Here is a 16,621-nt window from a genome sequence, read left to right as displayed (position 1 = left end):
TGCCCTGTTCCGCCGATGCCCGCCAACGCCGCTCCCACGCGCCGCCGATTGACCCGTGAGCAACGCGCCCGCCAGTTGCTGGACGTGGCCTGGGCGCTGGTCGGAGACGAAGGTACCGACGCGCTGACGCTGGGGCGGCTGGCCGAGACCGCAGGCGTGACCAAGCCGGTGGCCTACGATCACTTCGTGACCCGCAATGGTCTGCTGGCCGCGCTCTATGACGACTACGACGGCCGGCAGACGGTGGTGTACAACGAGCGCATCGGCCGCGCCAGGGCGCAACTCACCGATCGTGCGGCGGCCATCGCCTCGGGCTACATCGACTGCATCCTCAGCCAGGGCAGTGAAGTGCAGGGCATCCTTGCAGCGCTGGTCGGCGCACCGGAACTGCACGAGGTGCGGCGGCGTTACCAGCAGGACTTCATTGACAACTGCGACGCCTGGCTGGGCCCGTTCGCCGCCGATGGCTCGGTGCCGCTGGCGGGACGCTGGGCGATTCTCGGTGCTGCCGAAACCCTGTCAGAAGGGGTAGCCGCCGGTGCCCTGGACAAGAGGGAGGCCGAACATGAGTTGCAGCGCCTGATCGTGGCCACCGTCAAACGGCGCTGAGCCGCTCAGGCGTCGGCGGTGCTGCCGGCCAGCGCAGCGAATCCGGCGGCCAGCCGTTCGCGCGCCAGGGCATCGCGTGCGTCACGGCTGTCCGAGCCAAGCACCACTGTGATCAGCCGTACCGGATGCGCGCGCCCTGGCACAGGCTGGCAGGCGGTGGCGGCCAGGCAGAAGCCCGCGGCCTGGGTGTAGCCGGTCTTCAAGCCATCCACGCCGTCATCGCCAAGCAGAGCGTTCTGGTTGTTGCGGCTGAAGCTGCCGTGCGCGAACGCGCGCTGTGCGGTGACCGCCAGAATCTGCGGATGATCGTTCAGCAGGCAGGCCGCCAGCACTGCCATGTCGCGCGCGCTGGACGCATGGTGCGGCGTGGTGATGCCGGAGACGCTGGCGAACCAGGTGCTGCGCAGGCCGAGCTGGCGTGCGTGCTGGTTCATGCGGTCCAGGAATGCAGATTGTGATCCGTCCAGATGGCGCGCGATGGCCAGCGCCGCATCATTGCCGGAGACGATCATCAACCCTTCCAGCAAGCGTGCCAGGCTGACCTTTTCGCCGGGCACCAGGCCCATCCGCGTTTCATCATCGGCCACCACGTGCACGTCTTCAGCGGCAATGGTGACCGCCTCGTCCCACGTGCGACCCCCTTCTTCGAGGCACGCATACGCTGCGTAGGCGGTCATCAGCTTGGTCAGCGACGCCGGCTGCCGTGCGACCCCGGCGTTGTCCTGATGGATCACCTCGAAGGTACTGGCTTCGATGGTGATGGAGGAGAGCGCGGTCGGCGGTGCTGGCATGTCGGGAGGGCTGTACGGGAACGCCGCACGAGGATAGCGGATCACGGGTGTGTGGATCGGCTTCCGGCATGAATCTTGCCTGTGCGTCGACCCGTACGAATGTGCCAGCAAGTACGGTAACGTTGCGCCTCCGCCGGGCCGGAAAGCCCGATTTTTCAGTAGCGAAGGGACATCCATGAAGAAGCGTCTGATCGTCACCGGCCTGGCCTGCCTGATGCTGGTGGCATGCGCCAACCCGAAGAACACGGTGATTCCGCAGGACGTGGACCAGTTGGCCACGATCAAGCCCGAGCTGGAGAAGCTCACCCCTGAAGAACAGCAGTTGGCCGCCGCCTACATCGTGCGTGTGACCCTGACCTCGAAGATGGCCGGTGTGTTCGGCGGCAAGGAAGGCCAGGGTATTCCAGCGGGCATGACGCTGGGCAAGGCCGTGGAAGAGCAGCGCCGCTTCATCGAAGAGCGCAAGGCCGAGGAAGCGCGCCAGGCCGCGTTGAAGGCGGAACTTGAAGCGCGTCGCGAAGCCGCGATGAAGCCGCTGCGCGAGGCGGTCACCGTCACCGTGGTGTCCAAGGACATCGAAGTGCAGCGTTCGCACGGCATCACCACTGACGAACTGCTGGTCGTGGATTTCGGGTATCAGAACAACACCGGCAAGGACATCGCCGGCGTGAAGGGCTATGTGTCGGTACGCGACTTGTTCGGCGAGGAAATTTCCGGATTCGCCATCACCAATGACGTGACCATTCCGGCCGGCCAGAGCGTGATCTGGCAGGGCAGCCGTTCGGTGCGCTTCGCGCAGACCAAGAGCAATGACCGCAAGCTGGCCAGCCTGGACGAGAGCAAGTACACGGTGGTATGGACGCCGGAAGCCGTGGTGTTCGTTGATGGCAGCTCGCTGACGTTGCCGCAGGACACGGCATCCTGAGGCCGTCGGCCGGATCCGACGGCGGGTCCGGCCCCTTGGGCGCTGCCGCGGTGGCACCCGCATACTCCTGCAACATAGCAATGCTATAACGTTACAAAAGCGGCGCGATCCGTCGCTGATCCGTCTGCAGGAGACCATGACCCGACCCGTTGCGCGACGTTGGCTGTGCCCGTCGATCCTGGCCGTACTGGCCACCCTGAGCGGCTGCCAGCCGAATCTGCGCGCCGATGCTGTTCCCCCTGCCGAAGCCCGCCCGCACAACGTGATCGTGATGATCAATGACGGTGCTGGCTGGGGTACCTGGGATGCGGCGGCCTACTGGCAGTACGGCAGCCGCGAAGGCGCACCGTATGCGGACTTTCCGCAGCGCCTGGCGGTGGCGACCTTCCCGTTGAACGCCAGCAGCCAGCCGACCCGCGACAACGCACAGACCCTGGGCTACGACGCGGCCAAAGCGTGGGATGACTCCCCGGTGCCGGCGCAGGACCTGCCGTTCGCCGGCTACCAGTACCTGGCCGCGGTCGCCACCGACAGTGCAGCGGCGGGCACGGCGTTGTCCTCGGGCATCAAGACCTACAACAACGCCATCAACTACAACAATGACGGCAACGCGGTCGAGTTCAACACGCTGCGTGCCAAGCGCCTGGGCATGGCCACCGGCGTGGTCACCTCGGTGCCGTTCGCACATGCCACGCCGGCCGCGTTCGCTGCGCAGAACGAGTCGCGCAACAACTACCACGCCATCGCCCATCAGATGCTGGCGCAGGGCCACATGGACCTGGTGATGGGCACCGGTGGTCCCGGCTACAGCGTTGATGGCCGTGCCTGCGGCGGGGATGCGGGTGCGGCGAAGGCCGAGGGCTGCGCGAACCCGTGGGAATGGGTGTCGCAGCAGGATTGGCAGCAGCTGCAAGCCGGCACCTCCATTGGCGGCAATCCGGCGGGACCGTGGCGCCTGATCCGCAGCAAGGAGGAATTCGCTGCACTGGCGCAGGGACGGCTGCCGGCTGACCGGCCGCTGATCGGCGTGCCGCGCGTGGCCAACACGCTGCAGCAGGCGCGGCAGCTGCAGGTGGTGGGCAAGGATGCGACCACGCCTTCCGGTGTGAGGAAGATCGACAGCGTGCCGGATCTTGCGAGCATGACCCGCGGTGCGTTGCGGTTCCTGCAGCAGCGTTCATCCAAGGGCCTGTTCCTGATGGTTGAAGGTGGCGCTACCGACTGGGCCGCGCACACCAGCGCCTGTGGCACCGAATGGCATTACGGGCAGTGCAGCGACCAGCCGCAGTACGGCCGGCTGATCGAAGAAACCGTAGAGTTCAACGACGCGGTGACGGCAGTGATCGAGTGGATCGAACGCAACGGTGGCTGGGAACACACCCTGCTGATCGTCACCACCGACCACGACAACAGCATGCCGATGGGCCCGGATGCACAGAGCGTGGCCTTCGAACCGGTGCGCAACAACGGCCGCGGGCACATGCCAGGAATGAGCTTCCGGCCCACCGGCAACCACTCCAATGCACTGGTGCCGCTGTGGGCCAAGGGCGCAGGTGCGGAACTGCTGGGCAAGCGCGTGCGTGGTGTCGATGCGGGCTACCGCCAGCATGTGCGCTGGAATGACGGCAGTTACATCGACAACACCGACGTGGCTGCGGCGGTGCAGGAAGCGCTGCAGCGCTAGGGTAGTGCCGGGCGCTGGCTGGCAGCTGCAGGTTTCCCGGTCGACGAGGTTGCCGGCCAGCGGCCGGCACTACCGGGGGTGGTGCTGGGCGTCGGCGACGGGCAGGCCAGCTGCCGCGCCAGCTCGGCGTTGGTCACGTGGCCATGCAGGAACAACAGGCCGCTGAAGATGTTCATGTGCGTACCTCCACTTGAGTGGATTGCACGATACGGGCAGCATGGGCGGGCAAAAAGCGACATTTCCGCAAGCTTGCCTTGAGAGGAATTCAAGCCTGATGTCCCGCCCACCCCTCCATGCCCTGCAGGGTTTCGTGGCTGCCGCCCGGCTGGGCAACCTGTCGCGTGCCGCGGCGTCGATGAACCTGACCGTCAGCGCACTCAGCCACCAGATGCGCCAGCTGGAGGAGCGACTCGGGCAGCCGCTGCTGATCCGCCAGCCACGTGGCGTCACCCTCACCCTGGAAGGGCAGCGCCTGCTCGACCAGGTCGGTCCGCATCTGGATGCGATCAATGACGCCTTCCAGCCATATGCGGCGCGTGCCGAGCACGTGCTGACGATCAGCGCGGTGCCATCCATGGCCTCGGCGTGGCTGGTGCCGCGGCTGGGACATTTCGTCGCTGCGCACCCGCAGATCGAGATCAACCTGCAGTCGAGTGAACGCCTGATCGATTTCGAGCGGCAGCGGCAGTTCGATGCGGCGTTGCGGCTGGGCAGCGGGCACTGGCCGGGGCTGGTGGTGGAGCCCTTGTTTGACGAGTGGCTGCTGCCGATGGCCAGCCCGGCGCTGATCGAACGCATGGGCGGTATCGACCGTGTGCCGCTGACCCAGTGGCCACTGCTGGGTGATCCCGACGGCGCGTGGGGCGCGTGGTTCGCCTTGAGCGGGCAGAGCCCACCGCCGCGCTTCGTAGCGGTGCTGGATGATTCGGAAGCGCATCATCGCGCCGCACTGGATGGCGTGGGCGTGGCGCTGGGACGTGTGACCCGGGCGCGCTTGCTGCTCGACTCCGGCCAGCTGGTCGCGCTGTCCAGCCAGCGCCTGAAGACCGCCTGGCCGCACTGGCTGGTGTACCCGCAGCGCTCTGCCAGTCATCGTGGTTTTCTCGCCTTCCGCGACTGGTTGCATGCGCAGGCCGCCGAGCACGTGCGGCACATGGCAGACGCGCATTTGTAGCGTCGAGCCATGTTCGACTGCTTGTGCTCTACAGTCATCGCACCAGCGTGACCGCCTGTCCGGCGCGGGCGAATGCTTCAGCCAGCAACGGGCCTGCCTTGATCGCCTCCACTTCCTCGAACAATGCCTGCAGCGCATCGGGCGGGCGTGACGCAGGTGCCGCGACCGCCTGCCGGATCGCGGTGAAACGGTCGGCCAGCACGCGGTGGCCAGGATGGGCCTGTGCCCATGCCGCCAACGGCTGGCGCACGCCAGCGGCGGCATCCAGACGCCGCTGATCGAACAGGGTGATGGCGGCCGCCGAAGTGTCCGCTCGCTCGATCATGGCGTGGCGCAGCTCGCGGCTGAGGAACAGGTCGTAGGCCGCACCACGACCCACCGCGATGCGCAGGCCGTCGCGGTCCAGGTCGGCCACCTGTTGCGCAGGGCTGTCCTCGCGCACCAGGTAGGTGCCTTCGATCTCCACGTATGGGGCACTGAAGGCGATGCGGTCGGCCCGCGCCGGATCAATGGCCAGGAAGGCCAGGTCCCAGGCATCTTCGGTTGCTGCGGCGACTACCGACGCCGCTGCGTCGTGGCAGGTGAAACGTGCCTGCACGCCGATCCGCTGCGCCAACGCTGTGGCCAGTTCCAGCGAGGGGCCGCGCGGTGAGCGTGCATCGCCCTGCGCCAGCACCGGATTGCCCAGGTTGATCGCCACGCGCAGGAAACCCTGCGGTGCCAGTGTGCTTCGATGATCGGCCAGGGACATGCAGGGCTCCGCGGAACAGGGGGGCGTCCAGCATGCCAGTGCTGCTGCGCAGGCGATGTCAGCGTCCGGTTATCCTGCGCGGATGAACCCGATCCTGCATGTCGAGATCCCGTCCAGTGACCTGGCCCGTGCCATCACCTTCTACCAGCAGTGGTTGCAGGTGCAGGTGGACGAACCGATCCTGCTGCACGATTGCCGGATGGCCTACCTGCCATTCGCCGATGAAGCGGCAGGGGCCAGCATGGCGCTGGTGCAGGGGGCGGACTACCGGCCGTCAGAACAGGGCGCGCGCATCTACATCGGGGTCGATGACCTTGATGCCAGCCTCGAGCGAGCATTGCAGGCTGGAGCCGAACTACGTTTCGGCCCCGCCGATGCCGGCGACTGGCGCGTGGCCGAGATCCGCGACAGCGAAGGCAACCGCATTGCGTTGCAGGCGCACAGGATTCTGTAGAGCCGAGCCTATGCTCGGCTGCTGTTGGCAATCGCGAAAAGGCCTCAGCCGAGCGTAGGCTCGGCTCTACAGCGTCGCGGCACGCGAGCGCTGCAACCAATCGTTGATCGCCGGGTCCAGCCGCGGGTCGTCCGGCAGCTGCATGCCAAAGCGCTGCTGCAACACCTCGCGCACGTCGCCAACATCATGCAGCGGACGCTTGTCCGGTGCCTGCCCGGGCCGGTATTCGGTGTAGTTGCCGCTACCGATGGTGCGGCGCCAGTCCGGTCCGGTCAGCGACGCGCGCAGCTGGCCGGGGAAGCTCGAATCCGGATGGGTGCACACGTACCAGTTGCCCACCACGTTGTCGATCGGCGCCGGCGCCTGCAGGTCGAAGCGATACATCGCCCGCCAGCCCTCGTTGGATTCGGCAGAGAGCACGAAATCTCCGTCGTTGGGCAGCCGCTGCAGCAGATAGCGCTCGTGCGGTGTGGCCTGTGGCTGCGCATCGTGCAGGCGCAGAGGTATGGTCGGGGTCAGGCTGCCGAAGCCGGCGTCCACCAGCCAGTCATCCCCCTCCACCTGCACGCGCAGCAGCAGGTGGGTGCGCGCCGTCAGCTCGCCGTCCTTTGCCGCCAGCAGCACGCGCGCGCTCAGTGGCCGCGCATCGAAGCCCAGCGCTTGCAGCAGCGCCAGCAGGCCGCCATTCAACTCGAAGCAATAGCCGCCGCGGCGTTCGTCCAGCAGCTTGCGCTGCACGCTGTCCAGGTCGATCGGCACGGCATCGCGCAGCAGGCAGCTGAGGGTCTCGAACGGCAGCAGTGCGTTGTGGCGCTGCTGCAGCAGGATCAGGCCGGCCAGTGTCAACGGCGGTGGCGCATCCAGCTGAAGCCGCTGCAGGTAGCGGGGGACATCGAGCGTCGTCATGCGGGCACCGGTCGGGGGAGGGAGGTCCACTGTGCTCCCGCAACCGGGGTTGAGGTCAAGCGCTATAGCGGTGTCATGCCCCCGTCGCCTGGGCCCGGTACAAAGGCCGTATCCATCGGCGACCGCCGCCACGGATGAAAAAACGCCTAAAGTTGCTCCACATCCAGCCGATACAGGTGCGTCCTTCCGCCTGGAGTCTGTCATGTCGGCCGTTGTCCCCCACCTCCGGTCCCTGCGCATGCGGCTTGCCGCGTTGCGCTCGGCGTCCCCCGGCCTGCTGCTGTGGCTGCAGCCGCACCGGCTCAGCGTGGCCAACAAGCTCAAGGCGACCCTGTGGGTCTGTGGCCTGGGCCTGATCGCGATCGCCGCCGTCCATGCCTGGACCGGGCACAGCAGCACGCGGGCCGCACACGACCAGGCCAGCTACCAGCGCGGCAGCGATCTCGCCGCCAGCCTCGCCACGCGGGTGGCGGAAGCGCGCCGCCTGCAGACCCAGTATGCACGCAGTTTCGACGATGCCGACCGCGCGCAGCTGCTGGCGACGCAGAAGGCGCTGCAGGCCGATCTTCAGGCACTGCGCGCGATACCGATGGATGCCGGACGGCGCAAGGCGCTGCAGGCGCTGACCGAAGCCGCCGGCGCGTTCTCGCAGGGTGTGGTCGCCCTGTTCGAACGCGTCGATGAGATGGGTCGTGGCGATGCCGGCCTTGCCGCACAGCTGCAGCAGGCCGCAGACACCCTGCAGGTGCAGGTGGATGCGCTGCAGCGGCCGTCGTTGGGGTTGTCCCTGCAGAAGATGCGCCGACAGGAAGCGCTGCTGCTGCTTGATGGCGATTCCGTGCATGCCGACCGTGCCAGCGAGGAGAAGCTGCCGTTCGACCTCGCACTGGTGGGCCTGCCCACCGATGTGCAGGAAGCCGTGCGCACCGGCATGGACAACTATCAGGTCGCGCTGCTGGGCTACACCGCGGCCCGCGTCGGCCTGGATGTGGAAGCGCAGTCGCTGCTGGACACTGCGGCCAGCGTCGCACCAGCGCTGGCCGCCTTCCAGCAGGCCCAGGTCGCCGCGCTGGGAAAGGCACAGGCGCGCCAGCAGGCCGGGGCACGCACCATGAGCGTGCTGTTCGCACTGACCCTGCTGCTGGTTGCCGGTGTGCTGATCACCAGCCTGGTACTGGTGCTGCGCGCGGTACGCCAGCCGATCCAGGACACCCTGCGCTTCGCCAGCGACATTGCCGACGACCGCTTGGACACCACGCTGCGCGTCTACAACGCCAACGATGAAATCGGCCAGCTGGCCCAGCGCCTGGTCGACATGCAGCAGCGCCTGCGCGCGCGTATCGAAACCGAGCGTGCGGTAGCGCGCGGCAATACCCGCGTGCGACAGGCATTGGACAGCGCACAGACCGGCCTGATGGTGGTCGATGCCGAAGGCCAGGTGGCTTATGCCAACCCTGCGCTGCTGCAGCTGCTGGATCTGCAGGCCGAGGAGCTGGTGGGCAGCGATGCGGTGCGCCTGCATCCGGCGTTGGCCAGCCTGGCCGGCGTGCGCCAGCGCGAGGAGCGCGAGATCGGCCACGCCGGCGTGCGCTACCAGTTGATCGCCAACGCCATCATCGACGAGGGCCATTTCCTCGGTGTTGCGGTGGAATGGCGCAGCCGGGCGCTGGAAACCCTGCTGGAAACCGAGGTCGCGGCACTGGTCGATGCCGCTGCACATGGTGACCTGCACGGGCGCATCGCGCTGGACGGCAAGCAAGGCTTCGTGCGTACGCTGTCGACCAGCATCAACCGGCTTCTGGCGACCTTCGAAACCAACCTCGGCGATCTGCAGGCATTGCTGGCCGCGCTGGCACGCGGTGACCTCAGCGTGCGCATGGAGGGCGATCTGCAGGGCGTGTTCGCACGCATGCGCGACGATGCCAATGCCACCGTGGCGCAGCTGGGCCGCATTGTCACCCGCATCCAGCAGGCTACGTCCAGTCTGGATACGGGTGTTGGCGAGATTGTTGCCGGTCACCACGATCTGTCACAGCGCACCGAGCAGCAGGCGGCCAACCTTGAAGAGACCGCAGCGTCGATGCATGAGCTGACCGACACGGTCGGCCGCAACGCCGACGCCGCAGGCCGCGCCGATGCACTGGTGCAGGGCGCAGCGACGGTGGCACGACGAGGTGGTGAGGCCGTCGGCCAGGTGGTGGCGACCATGCACGGCATCAGCGAAGCCTCGCGACGCATCGGTGACATCACCCAGTTGATCGATGGCATCGCCTTCCAGACCAATATCCTTGCGCTCAATGCGGCGGTGGAAGCGGCGCGCGCCGGAGAGCAGGGTCGCAGCTTCGCTGTAGTGGCCGCCGAAGTGCGCCTGCTGGCACAGCGCAGCGCCGAGGCGGCCAAGCAGATCAAGGGGCTGATCGAGGATTCGGTGGCGCGTGTCGGGCAAGGCAACCAGCAGGCTGAACAGGCTGGCACCACGATGGGCGAGATTGTCGGCAGCGTGCAGCAGCTGGCTGACCTGCTGGCCGGCATCCGCAGCGCGTCGCAGGACCAGCATGCCGGCATCGCGCAGGTGAACCAGACCATCGTGCAGATGGAGGCCAGCACCCAGCGCAACGCCAGCCTGGTGGAAGAGGCCGGCGCCTCGACCGCACAGATGCAGGCGCAGGTGCATGCCTTGGCCGAGGCGGTGGGGGCGTTCCAGCTGCAGCCGGCGCGGCAGGCCGCACGCGCGGCATGACCGCGGTCGCCGGGAATGGCCCGGCGCTACCCGAGGCAGATTGAAGCGGTAGCGCCGGGCCATGCCCGGCGGGATGGCTCAGTACACGTCGCGCCGGTAGCGCCCGTTCTCCAGCAGCGTTTCCACCGCGTCATCGCCCAGCGCAGCGCGCAGTACCTGGTCCACGCCTTCGGCCATGCCCTGCAGCGAACCGCAGACATGGATCACCGCGCCATGTTGCATCCAGTCGCGCAGCGCATCGACTGCAGCGTGCAGTCGATCCTGCACGTAGCCGCCGTCGCCATCACGCGAGAACGCCAGGTCCACCCGCGACAGATGGCCATCGGCCTGCCAGGCCTCGATTTCTTCGGCAAACAGGAAGTCGTGCGCGCGCTGGCGTTCGCCAAACAGCAGCCAATGCCCGTGCTCGCCAGCATGGGCGGCTTCGCGCAACAGGCTGCGCAGGCCAGCGATGCCGGTGCCGTTGCCGATCAGCAGCATCGGCGCGCCCGGCACGCGATGGAACCCGGGATTGCGGTGCACGCGGGCGATGATGCTGGCGCCGATCGGTGCATGCAGTGACAGCCACCCCGAACCCAGTCCGGCACGACCGGCTGCGTCATGTACCAGGCGCACCACCAGTTCCACTGCGCCGTCATCGGTGCACGAGGCGATCGAATACTCGCGGCCCGGCAGCAACGGCAGTCCGCGTAGCCACAGGCAGGCATCCTGCACCGCCAGCGCGGCGTCTGCATCTGGCAGTTCGCGCTCGCTGGCCAGGGCCAACAGCGTGCGCGGGTTGCCCTCCACCAGCAGTGGTTGCAGTGGATCCAGCCCATGCGCTTTCAGCACTGCACTGGCGTGCCCTGCATTGTGGCGGGGTGCGATATGCAGGATGTCACCGGCCTGCCACCGCACCTCGGCGGGCGCGGCAAGACGGATACGCCAGATCGCGCCACCGATGCTGCCAGGATTGAGACGGTCGCGGCCGAGCAAGCGCCAGTCATGCATCTGCGTGGCAGCCGGCAGCACGCTGTCATCGGTGGTGATGCCGGTCAACGCGCCCAGCTGCTGCTGCCACTGGCGCAGGGACGGTACCGAGGCAGCATCGACATCGATGCGCTCGAACAGCGGGCGCGCGCCGTTGCCGATCAGCCAGGCATCGACCTGGCGGCCGAAACCGCAGTAGTGCGGGTACTGGCGATCACCCAGCGCGAGCAGGGCGAACTGCAGGCCCGACAGGTCCACGCGCTGTGCGAGCAGCAGCCGCGAAGCGCGTCGCGCCGCATCCGGTGGTTCGCCATCGCCGAAAGTGCTCAGCACGAGCAGCGCATGCGCAGTACGCCCCAGCTGCGTGGCGTCAACGCGAGCCAATGGCAACACCTGCACCGTGTGCCCGGCGGCCTGCAGCTGCGCGGCTGCGCGCCAGGCCAGCTGCTCGCCCAGCCCGCTCTGGCTGGCGTGCGCCACAAGCCAGGGTGTGTTGCTGCCATCGCCAGTGGTTACCGGCAGCGACTGGCGAAGCCCACGCGCGGTGCGTTGGCTGCGGCGGCGGTCCAGGTAGAGCATCCAGCCGGTGATGAAGAACAGGCTCATGCCCAGGCTGCTGAGCATCACCACCACGCGCCCGGGCACGCCGAAGTAGCTGCCCGAGTGCAGCGCGAACACGCTGGTGGCCAGCTGTCCACCGGCGCCCTGGCCTGCATACGGGCGGGCATCGAGGATCGCACCGCTGGCCGGGTCCAGCTGCAGCAGGTCATGTGCGCGATCGTGGTGGCCGCCGCGCTGCGCCGGATCACCGGCCATCACGCGCACATTGAGCGGTTGCCCGGGCTTCTCCGGCAGGCGCAGGTCGATGTACCCGTTGCGCGCGCCCGGTAATGCATACAGCGTGGCCTCGATGCGATCCAGGTCCAGTGCCGCGTCGGCGGCAACCTTGAGCTTCGCAGCCGGAGTCACGCCCAGCAGCGTGTTGGCGGCACTGCGGTACCAGTCGAACGACCACCACAGGCCGGTCAACGCACTCATCAGGTAGATCAGCAGCACCCAGGTGCCGACCACCGAGTGCAGGCTCCACAGGAAGCCACGGCCGCTGCGCTTCCACTCCACCGCCAACCAGCTGCGCCAGTGCCACCAGCGCCGGGGCCAGCGCAGGTAGAGACCGGAGAGGGTGAAGAACAGTAGCGCGATCGCACAGCTGCCGGTGATCCATTTGCCCCGCTCGCCGGCAGCGAGGTGCCGATGCAGGTCTTCGATGAAGTCGAAGAAGGCCTGACCGCGCAGGGCACTGAAGCGCTCACCGCTGTACGGATCGAAGTACACCCAGTGTTCCTTGCCTCCGGCAAACCGCGCCACCGAGGGCCGCTGGCCGGTGGCGTCGATCCGCAGGCGCTGCAGGGGACGCTCACTGCCGGCCTGGAGCAAAGGCATCAGCTCGCTCAACGCCAGCGGTGGCTGGCCATCGGCATGGTGCTCGGCGATCGCGGCGAAGCCGGGATTGGCGGCACGCAGCAGTTCGTCCTCGAAGGACAGCACGGCGCCGCTGAGGCCCATCACGGCCAGTACGGCACCAGCGGTGATGCCCAGCAGCCAGTGCAGTTGGAACAGGACGTTCTTGAACATCGAAGGAGGAGGGCCTGGAAGGCTGCCGCCCGCATCCTGCGCAACAGCAAATGAGAATTAGTCGCGGAATTCTCCGTGGCGCTCCGGCTATGGTCAAGCAGGGGGGTATCGGCCGGGCGGCGCCCGGCACCCGCGGAGGCAACGTCAACGTCAAAAGCTGGCTATCGGTGGATGGCGGGGTGGGTCCGGTTGCGGGGGACGCCGTAAACCCGTCCTTGGGGGCTTGGCCGCGGCATCCATGCCGCGGACACCCCCGCAACCGGCCCAACCCCGCCTTCGACAGTTCTTCGCAACCTGCCGTGGATCCGCGCCATGCGTGGATGCTTTTCGTTCAATTGTCGAAATATTCGATTTCGATGGAGATTCATCCACGCATGGCGTGGATCTACCGTGTCGACCAAGGTCGACATCTACCAACAGCCATCGGAATCTGTCAGAGGTGGGGCGGTGTCGGAGTGCGGGGTGTCAGCCGCATGGATGCGGCTGCCAAGCTTACAGGGACGTACTTGCAGCGTCCCCGCACTCCGACACCGCCCCGCCCAACACTCAGCAATACGGAGTTGCTCCGGTTGTTGCTTCTGAGGTTGCCGGCCAGCGGCCGGCACTATCGCGGGTGCAGGGCGCAGCCCTGCCGAACCCTCACTTCACCCAGCTGTCGATCTCGCCGTGGGCGAACGGTCCCAGCTTCGCCTTCTGCAATCGCCCCTGCGCATCGAACAGCACGCTGTAGGGCAGCAGTCCCTGCGTATTGCCCAGCTGCACGCTGGCGTCGCGCGGGCCCGGGGTCTCGATCACGATCGGGTAGTCCACCGGTACCTGCTGCAGGAAGCGGCGCACGTCTTCCGGCGTATCCAATGCCAGGCCCAGCACCTGCACGCCTTCGCTGCCCTGGGTATGGGCAAAGCGTGCCAGCTCCGGCATCTCTTCCACGCAGGGGGCGCACCAGCTGGCCCAGACATTGATCAGCAGCGGGCGACCGGCGAAGTGCTGGTGCAGGTCGAGCGGTCGGCCCTCGAGATCCGGCAGCGTCAGAACAGGCAGTGGGTCACCCACCTGCAGCGCAGGCGTCGCGGGGGCGGCAGGGGAAGCGACCGGCGCTGCGGCAGGTGCAGTCGGCGTTGGTGCCAGCCGGTACCCGGCCCACAGGCCGAGGCCGGCGGCCAGCACCGCTGTCCACAGCAGCGCTGGCCGTTGCCATTTCATCGTGCGGTGCGCAGCAGCGCTTCCTCGACCACCGCCTGGGTCAGCAGGGTCGGCAGCACGGTCGGCGGCGCGCCGGGGCCATACACCACGTACAGCGGCACGCCCACGGCCTTGTGCTCTTCCAGGAAGGTGGTGATCTGCGGATCGACATTGGTGTAGTCACCGCGCATGTACACCGCATTGGTGCGCTTGAGCAGTTCCTTGAACTCCGGCCGCGACAGCACCGCGCGCTCGTTGGCCTTGCAGCTCACGCACCAGTCGGCGGTCATGTTGACGAACACCACGCGCTTGTCGGCGCGCAGGCGGTCCAGCAGCTGCGGCGAGTACTCGACCACGTTGTCGGTGGCCGCCTGTGCGGCGCGCGCTGGCGGCGCCAACTGGGTGACGCCCCAGGCCGGCACCAGTGCGGCGATGGCCAGCAGCACGCCCAGCAGGGCAACGGCACGCGGGCCGGTCCAACGGTTGCGTTCGAACAGCCACAGGCCGAAAGCGAACAGCAGCAGGCCACCCAGCACCAGCGACATGCCGTCCACGCCGCGCTGCTTGCCCAGCACCCACAGCAGCCACAGCGCGGTGGCATACATCGGGAAAGCCAGCACGTGCTTGAGCGTTTCCATCCACGGGCCCGGCTTGGGCAGGCGGCGTGCCAGCGCCGGCACGAAGCCGATCAGCAGGAACGGCAGGGCCAGGCCGAGGCCGAGGAACAGGAACACAGTCATCGCCTGCAGCGGCGTTGCGATGAATGCATAGGCCACAGCGCCGCCCATGAACGGGCCGACGCAGGCGCTGCCGACCACGCAGGCCAGCGCACCGGTGAAGAAGTCTCCGGCCGGGCCGCTGCGGCTGGCCAGCGACTGGCCGAGGTTGCCGAGGCCACCGCCGAGGGTGAACACCCCGGACAGGCTCAGGCCCACTGCGAACATGACGTAGGCCAGTGCGGCCACCACGCCCGGGTGCTGCAGCTGGAAGCCGATGCCGACCGCGTTGCCGATCGCGCGCAGGCCGACCATCAACGCTCCGATCACCGCGAACGCGACCAGCACGCCCAGCGTGTACCAGAGCGCATGGCTGCGCGCGCGCTGCGGGCTTTCACCGCTCTGTGCCAGGCCGAGCACCTTCAGCGACAGGATCGGCAGCACGCACGGCATCAGGTTCAGCACCAGGCCGCCGGCCAGGGCCAGCAGCAGGACCCACAGGAACGAACGGTCCGGGTTCGGCGTGGTCGCCGGCGGGCGCGTGCGCAGTGCGTTGTCACCCTGTGCATCGGCGGCGAATTCACTGCTGGCAGCGCCGTCACCTGCTGCGACCGGGGCCGTTGCATCGGTGTTGGGCACGGTCGGCAGCAGGCGCAGCGGCGCGCCATTGGCAGCCTCGCGCGGAGCACCGGTAGCGGTGGGCAGCGGGCTGAGCACCTCGCTGCGCGGCGGCGCCTGGTCGGCGCTGGCGTTGATCCTGCCGGCCGGGATCGACAGCTTCACCCGCCGCGTCATCGGCGGGTAGCAGATGCCGTCGGTCTGGCAGCCCTGGAAGGTCACTACCAGGGTGCTGTCGACCGCGTCGGCGACAGAACGGCGCAGCGGCAGCGGCACCTCCACCTGGTTGAAGTACACCGAGACATCGCCGAAGTGCTCGTCGCGATGCGACTGTGCGGCCGGCCATCGCGGCTTGTCGGCCAGCACGCCGGCGCTGCCTTCGAGTTTCAGCGAGGTGCGGTCGCGATACAGGTAGTAGCCCGGCGCCGGGCTGAAGCGCAGCAGCAGGGTGTTGCCATCGCTGGCAATGGCATCGAAGCCGAATGCCTGCTCCGACGGCAGTGGCAGCGCCTGGCTGTTGCTGGCTGCACCCGGCAGGCGCAGGCCGCCGCTGTTGCCGGCACCGGCCAGCGGGTTGTTGAACGGGCTGGCCGCACCGGGGCGTGCGGCCGGGGCCGCCGCCTGTGCACCGCCGCCGGGCAGGGTGACCTGCACCACGCGCTTCTGCGGCGGATAGCAGACACCGGCGTCGGCGCAGCCCTGGTAACGCACTTCCAGGCTGATGGTGCCGGCTGCATCGGTCGGTGCGCCGGGCAGGGTGGCCTGCAGCCGCTCGCGATAGGTTTCAACCTCGCCGAAGAAATCGTCGTGGTGCTTGTCGCCCTTGGGCATCTGCAGCGCGCCGGCGTTGAAGGCCGGGTCGGCCTTGACGCTGGTGCGGTGGCGATACAGGTAGTAGCCCGGCGCGATCTTGAACTGCAGCTGCACCTGGCCGCGTTCGGGGGCGGTCGCGGTCAGCGCGAACGCCTGGTCCACCGGCAGCAGGTCCTTCTCATCCAGCGCGAAGGCCGGCAGCGAGAGCCACAACAGGGCGCACAGGGCGGCGCCACGCGCAAACAAAGTCTTCAATCAGTGTCCTCCCGGGTCTGTGCCCGGATCCAGTCCAGATACGCCGGCAGGCCGGCCCGGGTTTCGACCGCGATGCACTCCGGGAGTTCATACGGATGCAGTTCGACGATCCGGGCGATTGCGTCATCGACGCGGCTCGCGGTGGTCTTCACCAGCAGCTGCAGTTCGGTGTCGGTGGTGACTTCGCCCTGCCAGCGGTAGGTCGACTGCGCGCCCTCCAGTCGTGTGACGCACGCGGCCAGGCGCTCGCCAACCAGCGCGTGCGCGATGCGCTCGGCACTGGCCCGGTCCGGGCAGGTGGTCAACAGCAGCAGGACGGGATCGACGGTCGACATGACCGTCGAGTATAGGGCCGCCGCCGGGTCAGGGCCCGGCGGCGGCAGTGGACCGCTGCGTTGCGCG

General features: G+C 67.9%; 14 protein-coding genes. 6 read left to right on the top strand and 8 right to left on the bottom strand.

Features of this window, described 5'->3' with window-relative positions; all coding sequences use genetic code 11:
- Nucleotides 1-15 precede the first annotated feature (15 nt).
- On the top strand, nt 16-609 hold the full coding sequence (locus tag SMAL_RS18490) for a TetR/AcrR family transcriptional regulator (protein ID WP_012512263.1): 594 nt from the start codon (nt 16-18) through the stop codon (nt 607-609).
- Nucleotides 610-614: 5 nt separating this feature from the next.
- Here SMAL_RS18490 and SMAL_RS18485 read toward each other — a convergent pair whose 3' ends face one another.
- Nucleotides 615-1,400: a D-alanyl-D-alanine carboxypeptidase family protein gene (locus tag SMAL_RS18485; protein WP_041864597.1), complete on the bottom strand. Its 786-nt coding sequence runs from the start codon at nt 1,398-1,400 to the stop codon at nt 615-617.
- Nucleotides 1,401-1,575: 175 nt separating this feature from the next.
- Between SMAL_RS18485 and SMAL_RS18480 the strand changes: the two genes are divergently transcribed.
- Nucleotides 1,576-2,325, top strand: coding sequence for a hypothetical protein (locus SMAL_RS18480; RefSeq protein ID WP_012512261.1), 750 nt, complete (start codon nt 1,576-1,578; stop codon nt 2,323-2,325).
- 136 nt (nt 2,326-2,461) lie between these two features.
- Entirely contained in the window at nt 2,462-4,009 is a 1,548-nt protein-coding gene (locus SMAL_RS18475) for an alkaline phosphatase (protein ID WP_012512260.1), read from the top strand.
- On the opposite strand, the gene SMAL_RS18470 is transcribed toward SMAL_RS18475, so the two are convergent.
- The gene (locus tag SMAL_RS18470) at nt 4,006-4,185 is read right to left on the bottom strand and encodes a hypothetical protein (RefSeq protein ID WP_041864596.1); all 180 of its coding nucleotides are present in this window, start codon (nt 4,183-4,185) and stop codon (nt 4,006-4,008) included. The genes SMAL_RS18475 and SMAL_RS18470 overlap by 4 nt on opposite strands.
- Before the next feature lie 98 nt (nt 4,186-4,283).
- On the opposite strand from SMAL_RS18470, the gene SMAL_RS18465 reads away from it, so the two are divergent.
- Nucleotides 4,284-5,183: a LysR substrate-binding domain-containing protein gene (locus tag SMAL_RS18465; RefSeq protein WP_006397123.1), complete on the top strand. Its 900-nt coding sequence runs from the start codon at nt 4,284-4,286 to the stop codon at nt 5,181-5,183.
- 34 nt (nt 5,184-5,217) lie between these two features.
- On the opposite strand, the gene SMAL_RS18460 is transcribed toward SMAL_RS18465, so the two are convergent.
- Nucleotides 5,218-5,934: a transporter substrate-binding domain-containing protein gene (locus tag SMAL_RS18460; protein ID WP_012512259.1), complete on the bottom strand. Its 717-nt coding sequence runs from the start codon at nt 5,932-5,934 to the stop codon at nt 5,218-5,220.
- 82 nt (nt 5,935-6,016) lie between these two features.
- Here SMAL_RS18460 and SMAL_RS18455 point away from each other — a divergent pair, with 82 nt between their 5' ends.
- Nucleotides 6,017-6,388, top strand: coding sequence for a VOC family protein (locus tag SMAL_RS18455; RefSeq protein ID WP_012512258.1), 372 nt, complete (start codon nt 6,017-6,019; stop codon nt 6,386-6,388).
- Between the two features lie 66 nt (nt 6,389-6,454).
- Here SMAL_RS18455 and SMAL_RS18450 read toward each other — a convergent pair whose 3' ends face one another.
- On the bottom strand, nt 6,455-7,294 hold the full coding sequence (locus tag SMAL_RS18450) for an arylamine N-acetyltransferase family protein (RefSeq protein WP_012512257.1): 840 nt from the start codon (nt 7,292-7,294) through the stop codon (nt 6,455-6,457).
- 202 nt (nt 7,295-7,496) lie between these two features.
- On the opposite strand from SMAL_RS18450, the gene SMAL_RS18445 reads away from it, so the two are divergent.
- The gene (locus SMAL_RS18445; protein WP_012512256.1) at nt 7,497-10,034 is read left to right on the top strand and encodes a methyl-accepting chemotaxis protein; all 2,538 of its coding nucleotides are present in this window, start codon (nt 7,497-7,499) and stop codon (nt 10,032-10,034) included.
- A 78-nt stretch (nt 10,035-10,112) separates the two neighbouring features.
- On the opposite strand, the gene SMAL_RS18440 is transcribed toward SMAL_RS18445, so the two are convergent.
- From SMAL_RS18440 to cutA, 4 genes are all read right to left on the bottom strand, one after another.
- Nucleotides 10,113-12,635 carry a PepSY domain-containing protein gene (locus SMAL_RS18440; RefSeq protein WP_012512255.1) on the bottom strand — a complete coding sequence of 841 codons (2,523 nt, stop codon included), beginning with the start codon at nt 12,633-12,635 and terminating at the stop codon, nt 10,113-10,115.
- A gap of 639 nt (nt 12,636-13,274) precedes the next feature.
- Entirely contained in the window at nt 13,275-13,838 is a 564-nt protein-coding gene (locus SMAL_RS18435; protein WP_012512254.1) for a TlpA family protein disulfide reductase, read from the bottom strand.
- Nucleotides 13,835-16,219, bottom strand: coding sequence for a protein-disulfide reductase DsbD family protein (locus SMAL_RS18430; RefSeq protein ID WP_012512253.1), 2,385 nt, complete (start codon nt 16,217-16,219; stop codon nt 13,835-13,837). The genes SMAL_RS18435 and SMAL_RS18430 overlap by 4 nt, the downstream gene beginning before the upstream one ends.
- Nucleotides 16,216-16,554 (bottom strand): divalent-cation tolerance protein CutA, encoded by a 339-nt coding sequence (gene cutA / locus SMAL_RS18425; protein ID WP_006396762.1) that lies wholly within the window; start codon nt 16,552-16,554, stop codon nt 16,216-16,218. Before cutA ends, SMAL_RS18430 begins: the two co-directional genes overlap by 4 nt.
- Nucleotides 16,555-16,621: the final 67 nt, after the last annotated feature.

The organism is Stenotrophomonas maltophilia R551-3 (assembly GCF_000020665.1).
Lineage (GTDB): Bacteria > Pseudomonadota > Gammaproteobacteria > Xanthomonadales > Xanthomonadaceae > Stenotrophomonas > Stenotrophomonas maltophilia_L.
Note: the sequence above shows the minus strand (reverse complement) of the source record. Positions and strands in the feature narration are given on the sequence as shown.

Excerpts from the sequence above, each read along its gene's own strand:
- cutA (WP_006396762.1), bottom strand. The coding sequence starts at position 16,554 with ATGTCGACCGTCGATCCCGTCCTGCTGCTGTTGACCACCTGCCCGGAC.
- SMAL_RS18465 (WP_006397123.1), top strand. The coding sequence starts at position 4,284 with ATGTCCCGCCCACCCCTCCATGCCCTGCAGGGTTTCGTGGCTGCCGCC.
- SMAL_RS18435 (WP_012512254.1), bottom strand. The coding sequence starts at position 13,838 with ATGAAATGGCAACGGCCAGCGCTGCTGTGGACAGCGGTGCTGGCCGCC.
- SMAL_RS18440 (WP_012512255.1), bottom strand. The coding sequence starts at position 12,635 with ATGTTCAAGAACGTCCTGTTCCAACTGCACTGGCTGCTGGGCATCACC.
- SMAL_RS18460 (WP_012512259.1), bottom strand. The coding sequence starts at position 5,934 with ATGTCCCTGGCCGATCATCGAAGCACACTGGCACCGCAGGGTTTCCTG.
- SMAL_RS18480 (WP_012512261.1), top strand. The coding sequence starts at position 1,576 with ATGAAGAAGCGTCTGATCGTCACCGGCCTGGCCTGCCTGATGCTGGTG.
- SMAL_RS18485 (WP_041864597.1), bottom strand. The coding sequence starts at position 1,400 with ATGCCAGCACCGCCGACCGCGCTCTCCTCCATCACCATCGAAGCCAGT.
- SMAL_RS18445 (WP_012512256.1), top strand. The coding sequence starts at position 7,497 with ATGTCGGCCGTTGTCCCCCACCTCCGGTCCCTGCGCATGCGGCTTGCC.
- SMAL_RS18455 (WP_012512258.1), top strand. The coding sequence starts at position 6,017 with ATGAACCCGATCCTGCATGTCGAGATCCCGTCCAGTGACCTGGCCCGT.
- SMAL_RS18475 (WP_012512260.1), top strand. The coding sequence starts at position 2,462 with ATGACCCGACCCGTTGCGCGACGTTGGCTGTGCCCGTCGATCCTGGCC.
- SMAL_RS18490 (WP_012512263.1), top strand. The coding sequence starts at position 16 with ATGCCCGCCAACGCCGCTCCCACGCGCCGCCGATTGACCCGTGAGCAA.
- SMAL_RS18470 (WP_041864596.1), bottom strand. The coding sequence starts at position 4,185 with ATGAACATCTTCAGCGGCCTGTTGTTCCTGCATGGCCACGTGACCAAC.
- SMAL_RS18450 (WP_012512257.1), bottom strand. The coding sequence starts at position 7,294 with ATGACGACGCTCGATGTCCCCCGCTACCTGCAGCGGCTTCAGCTGGAT.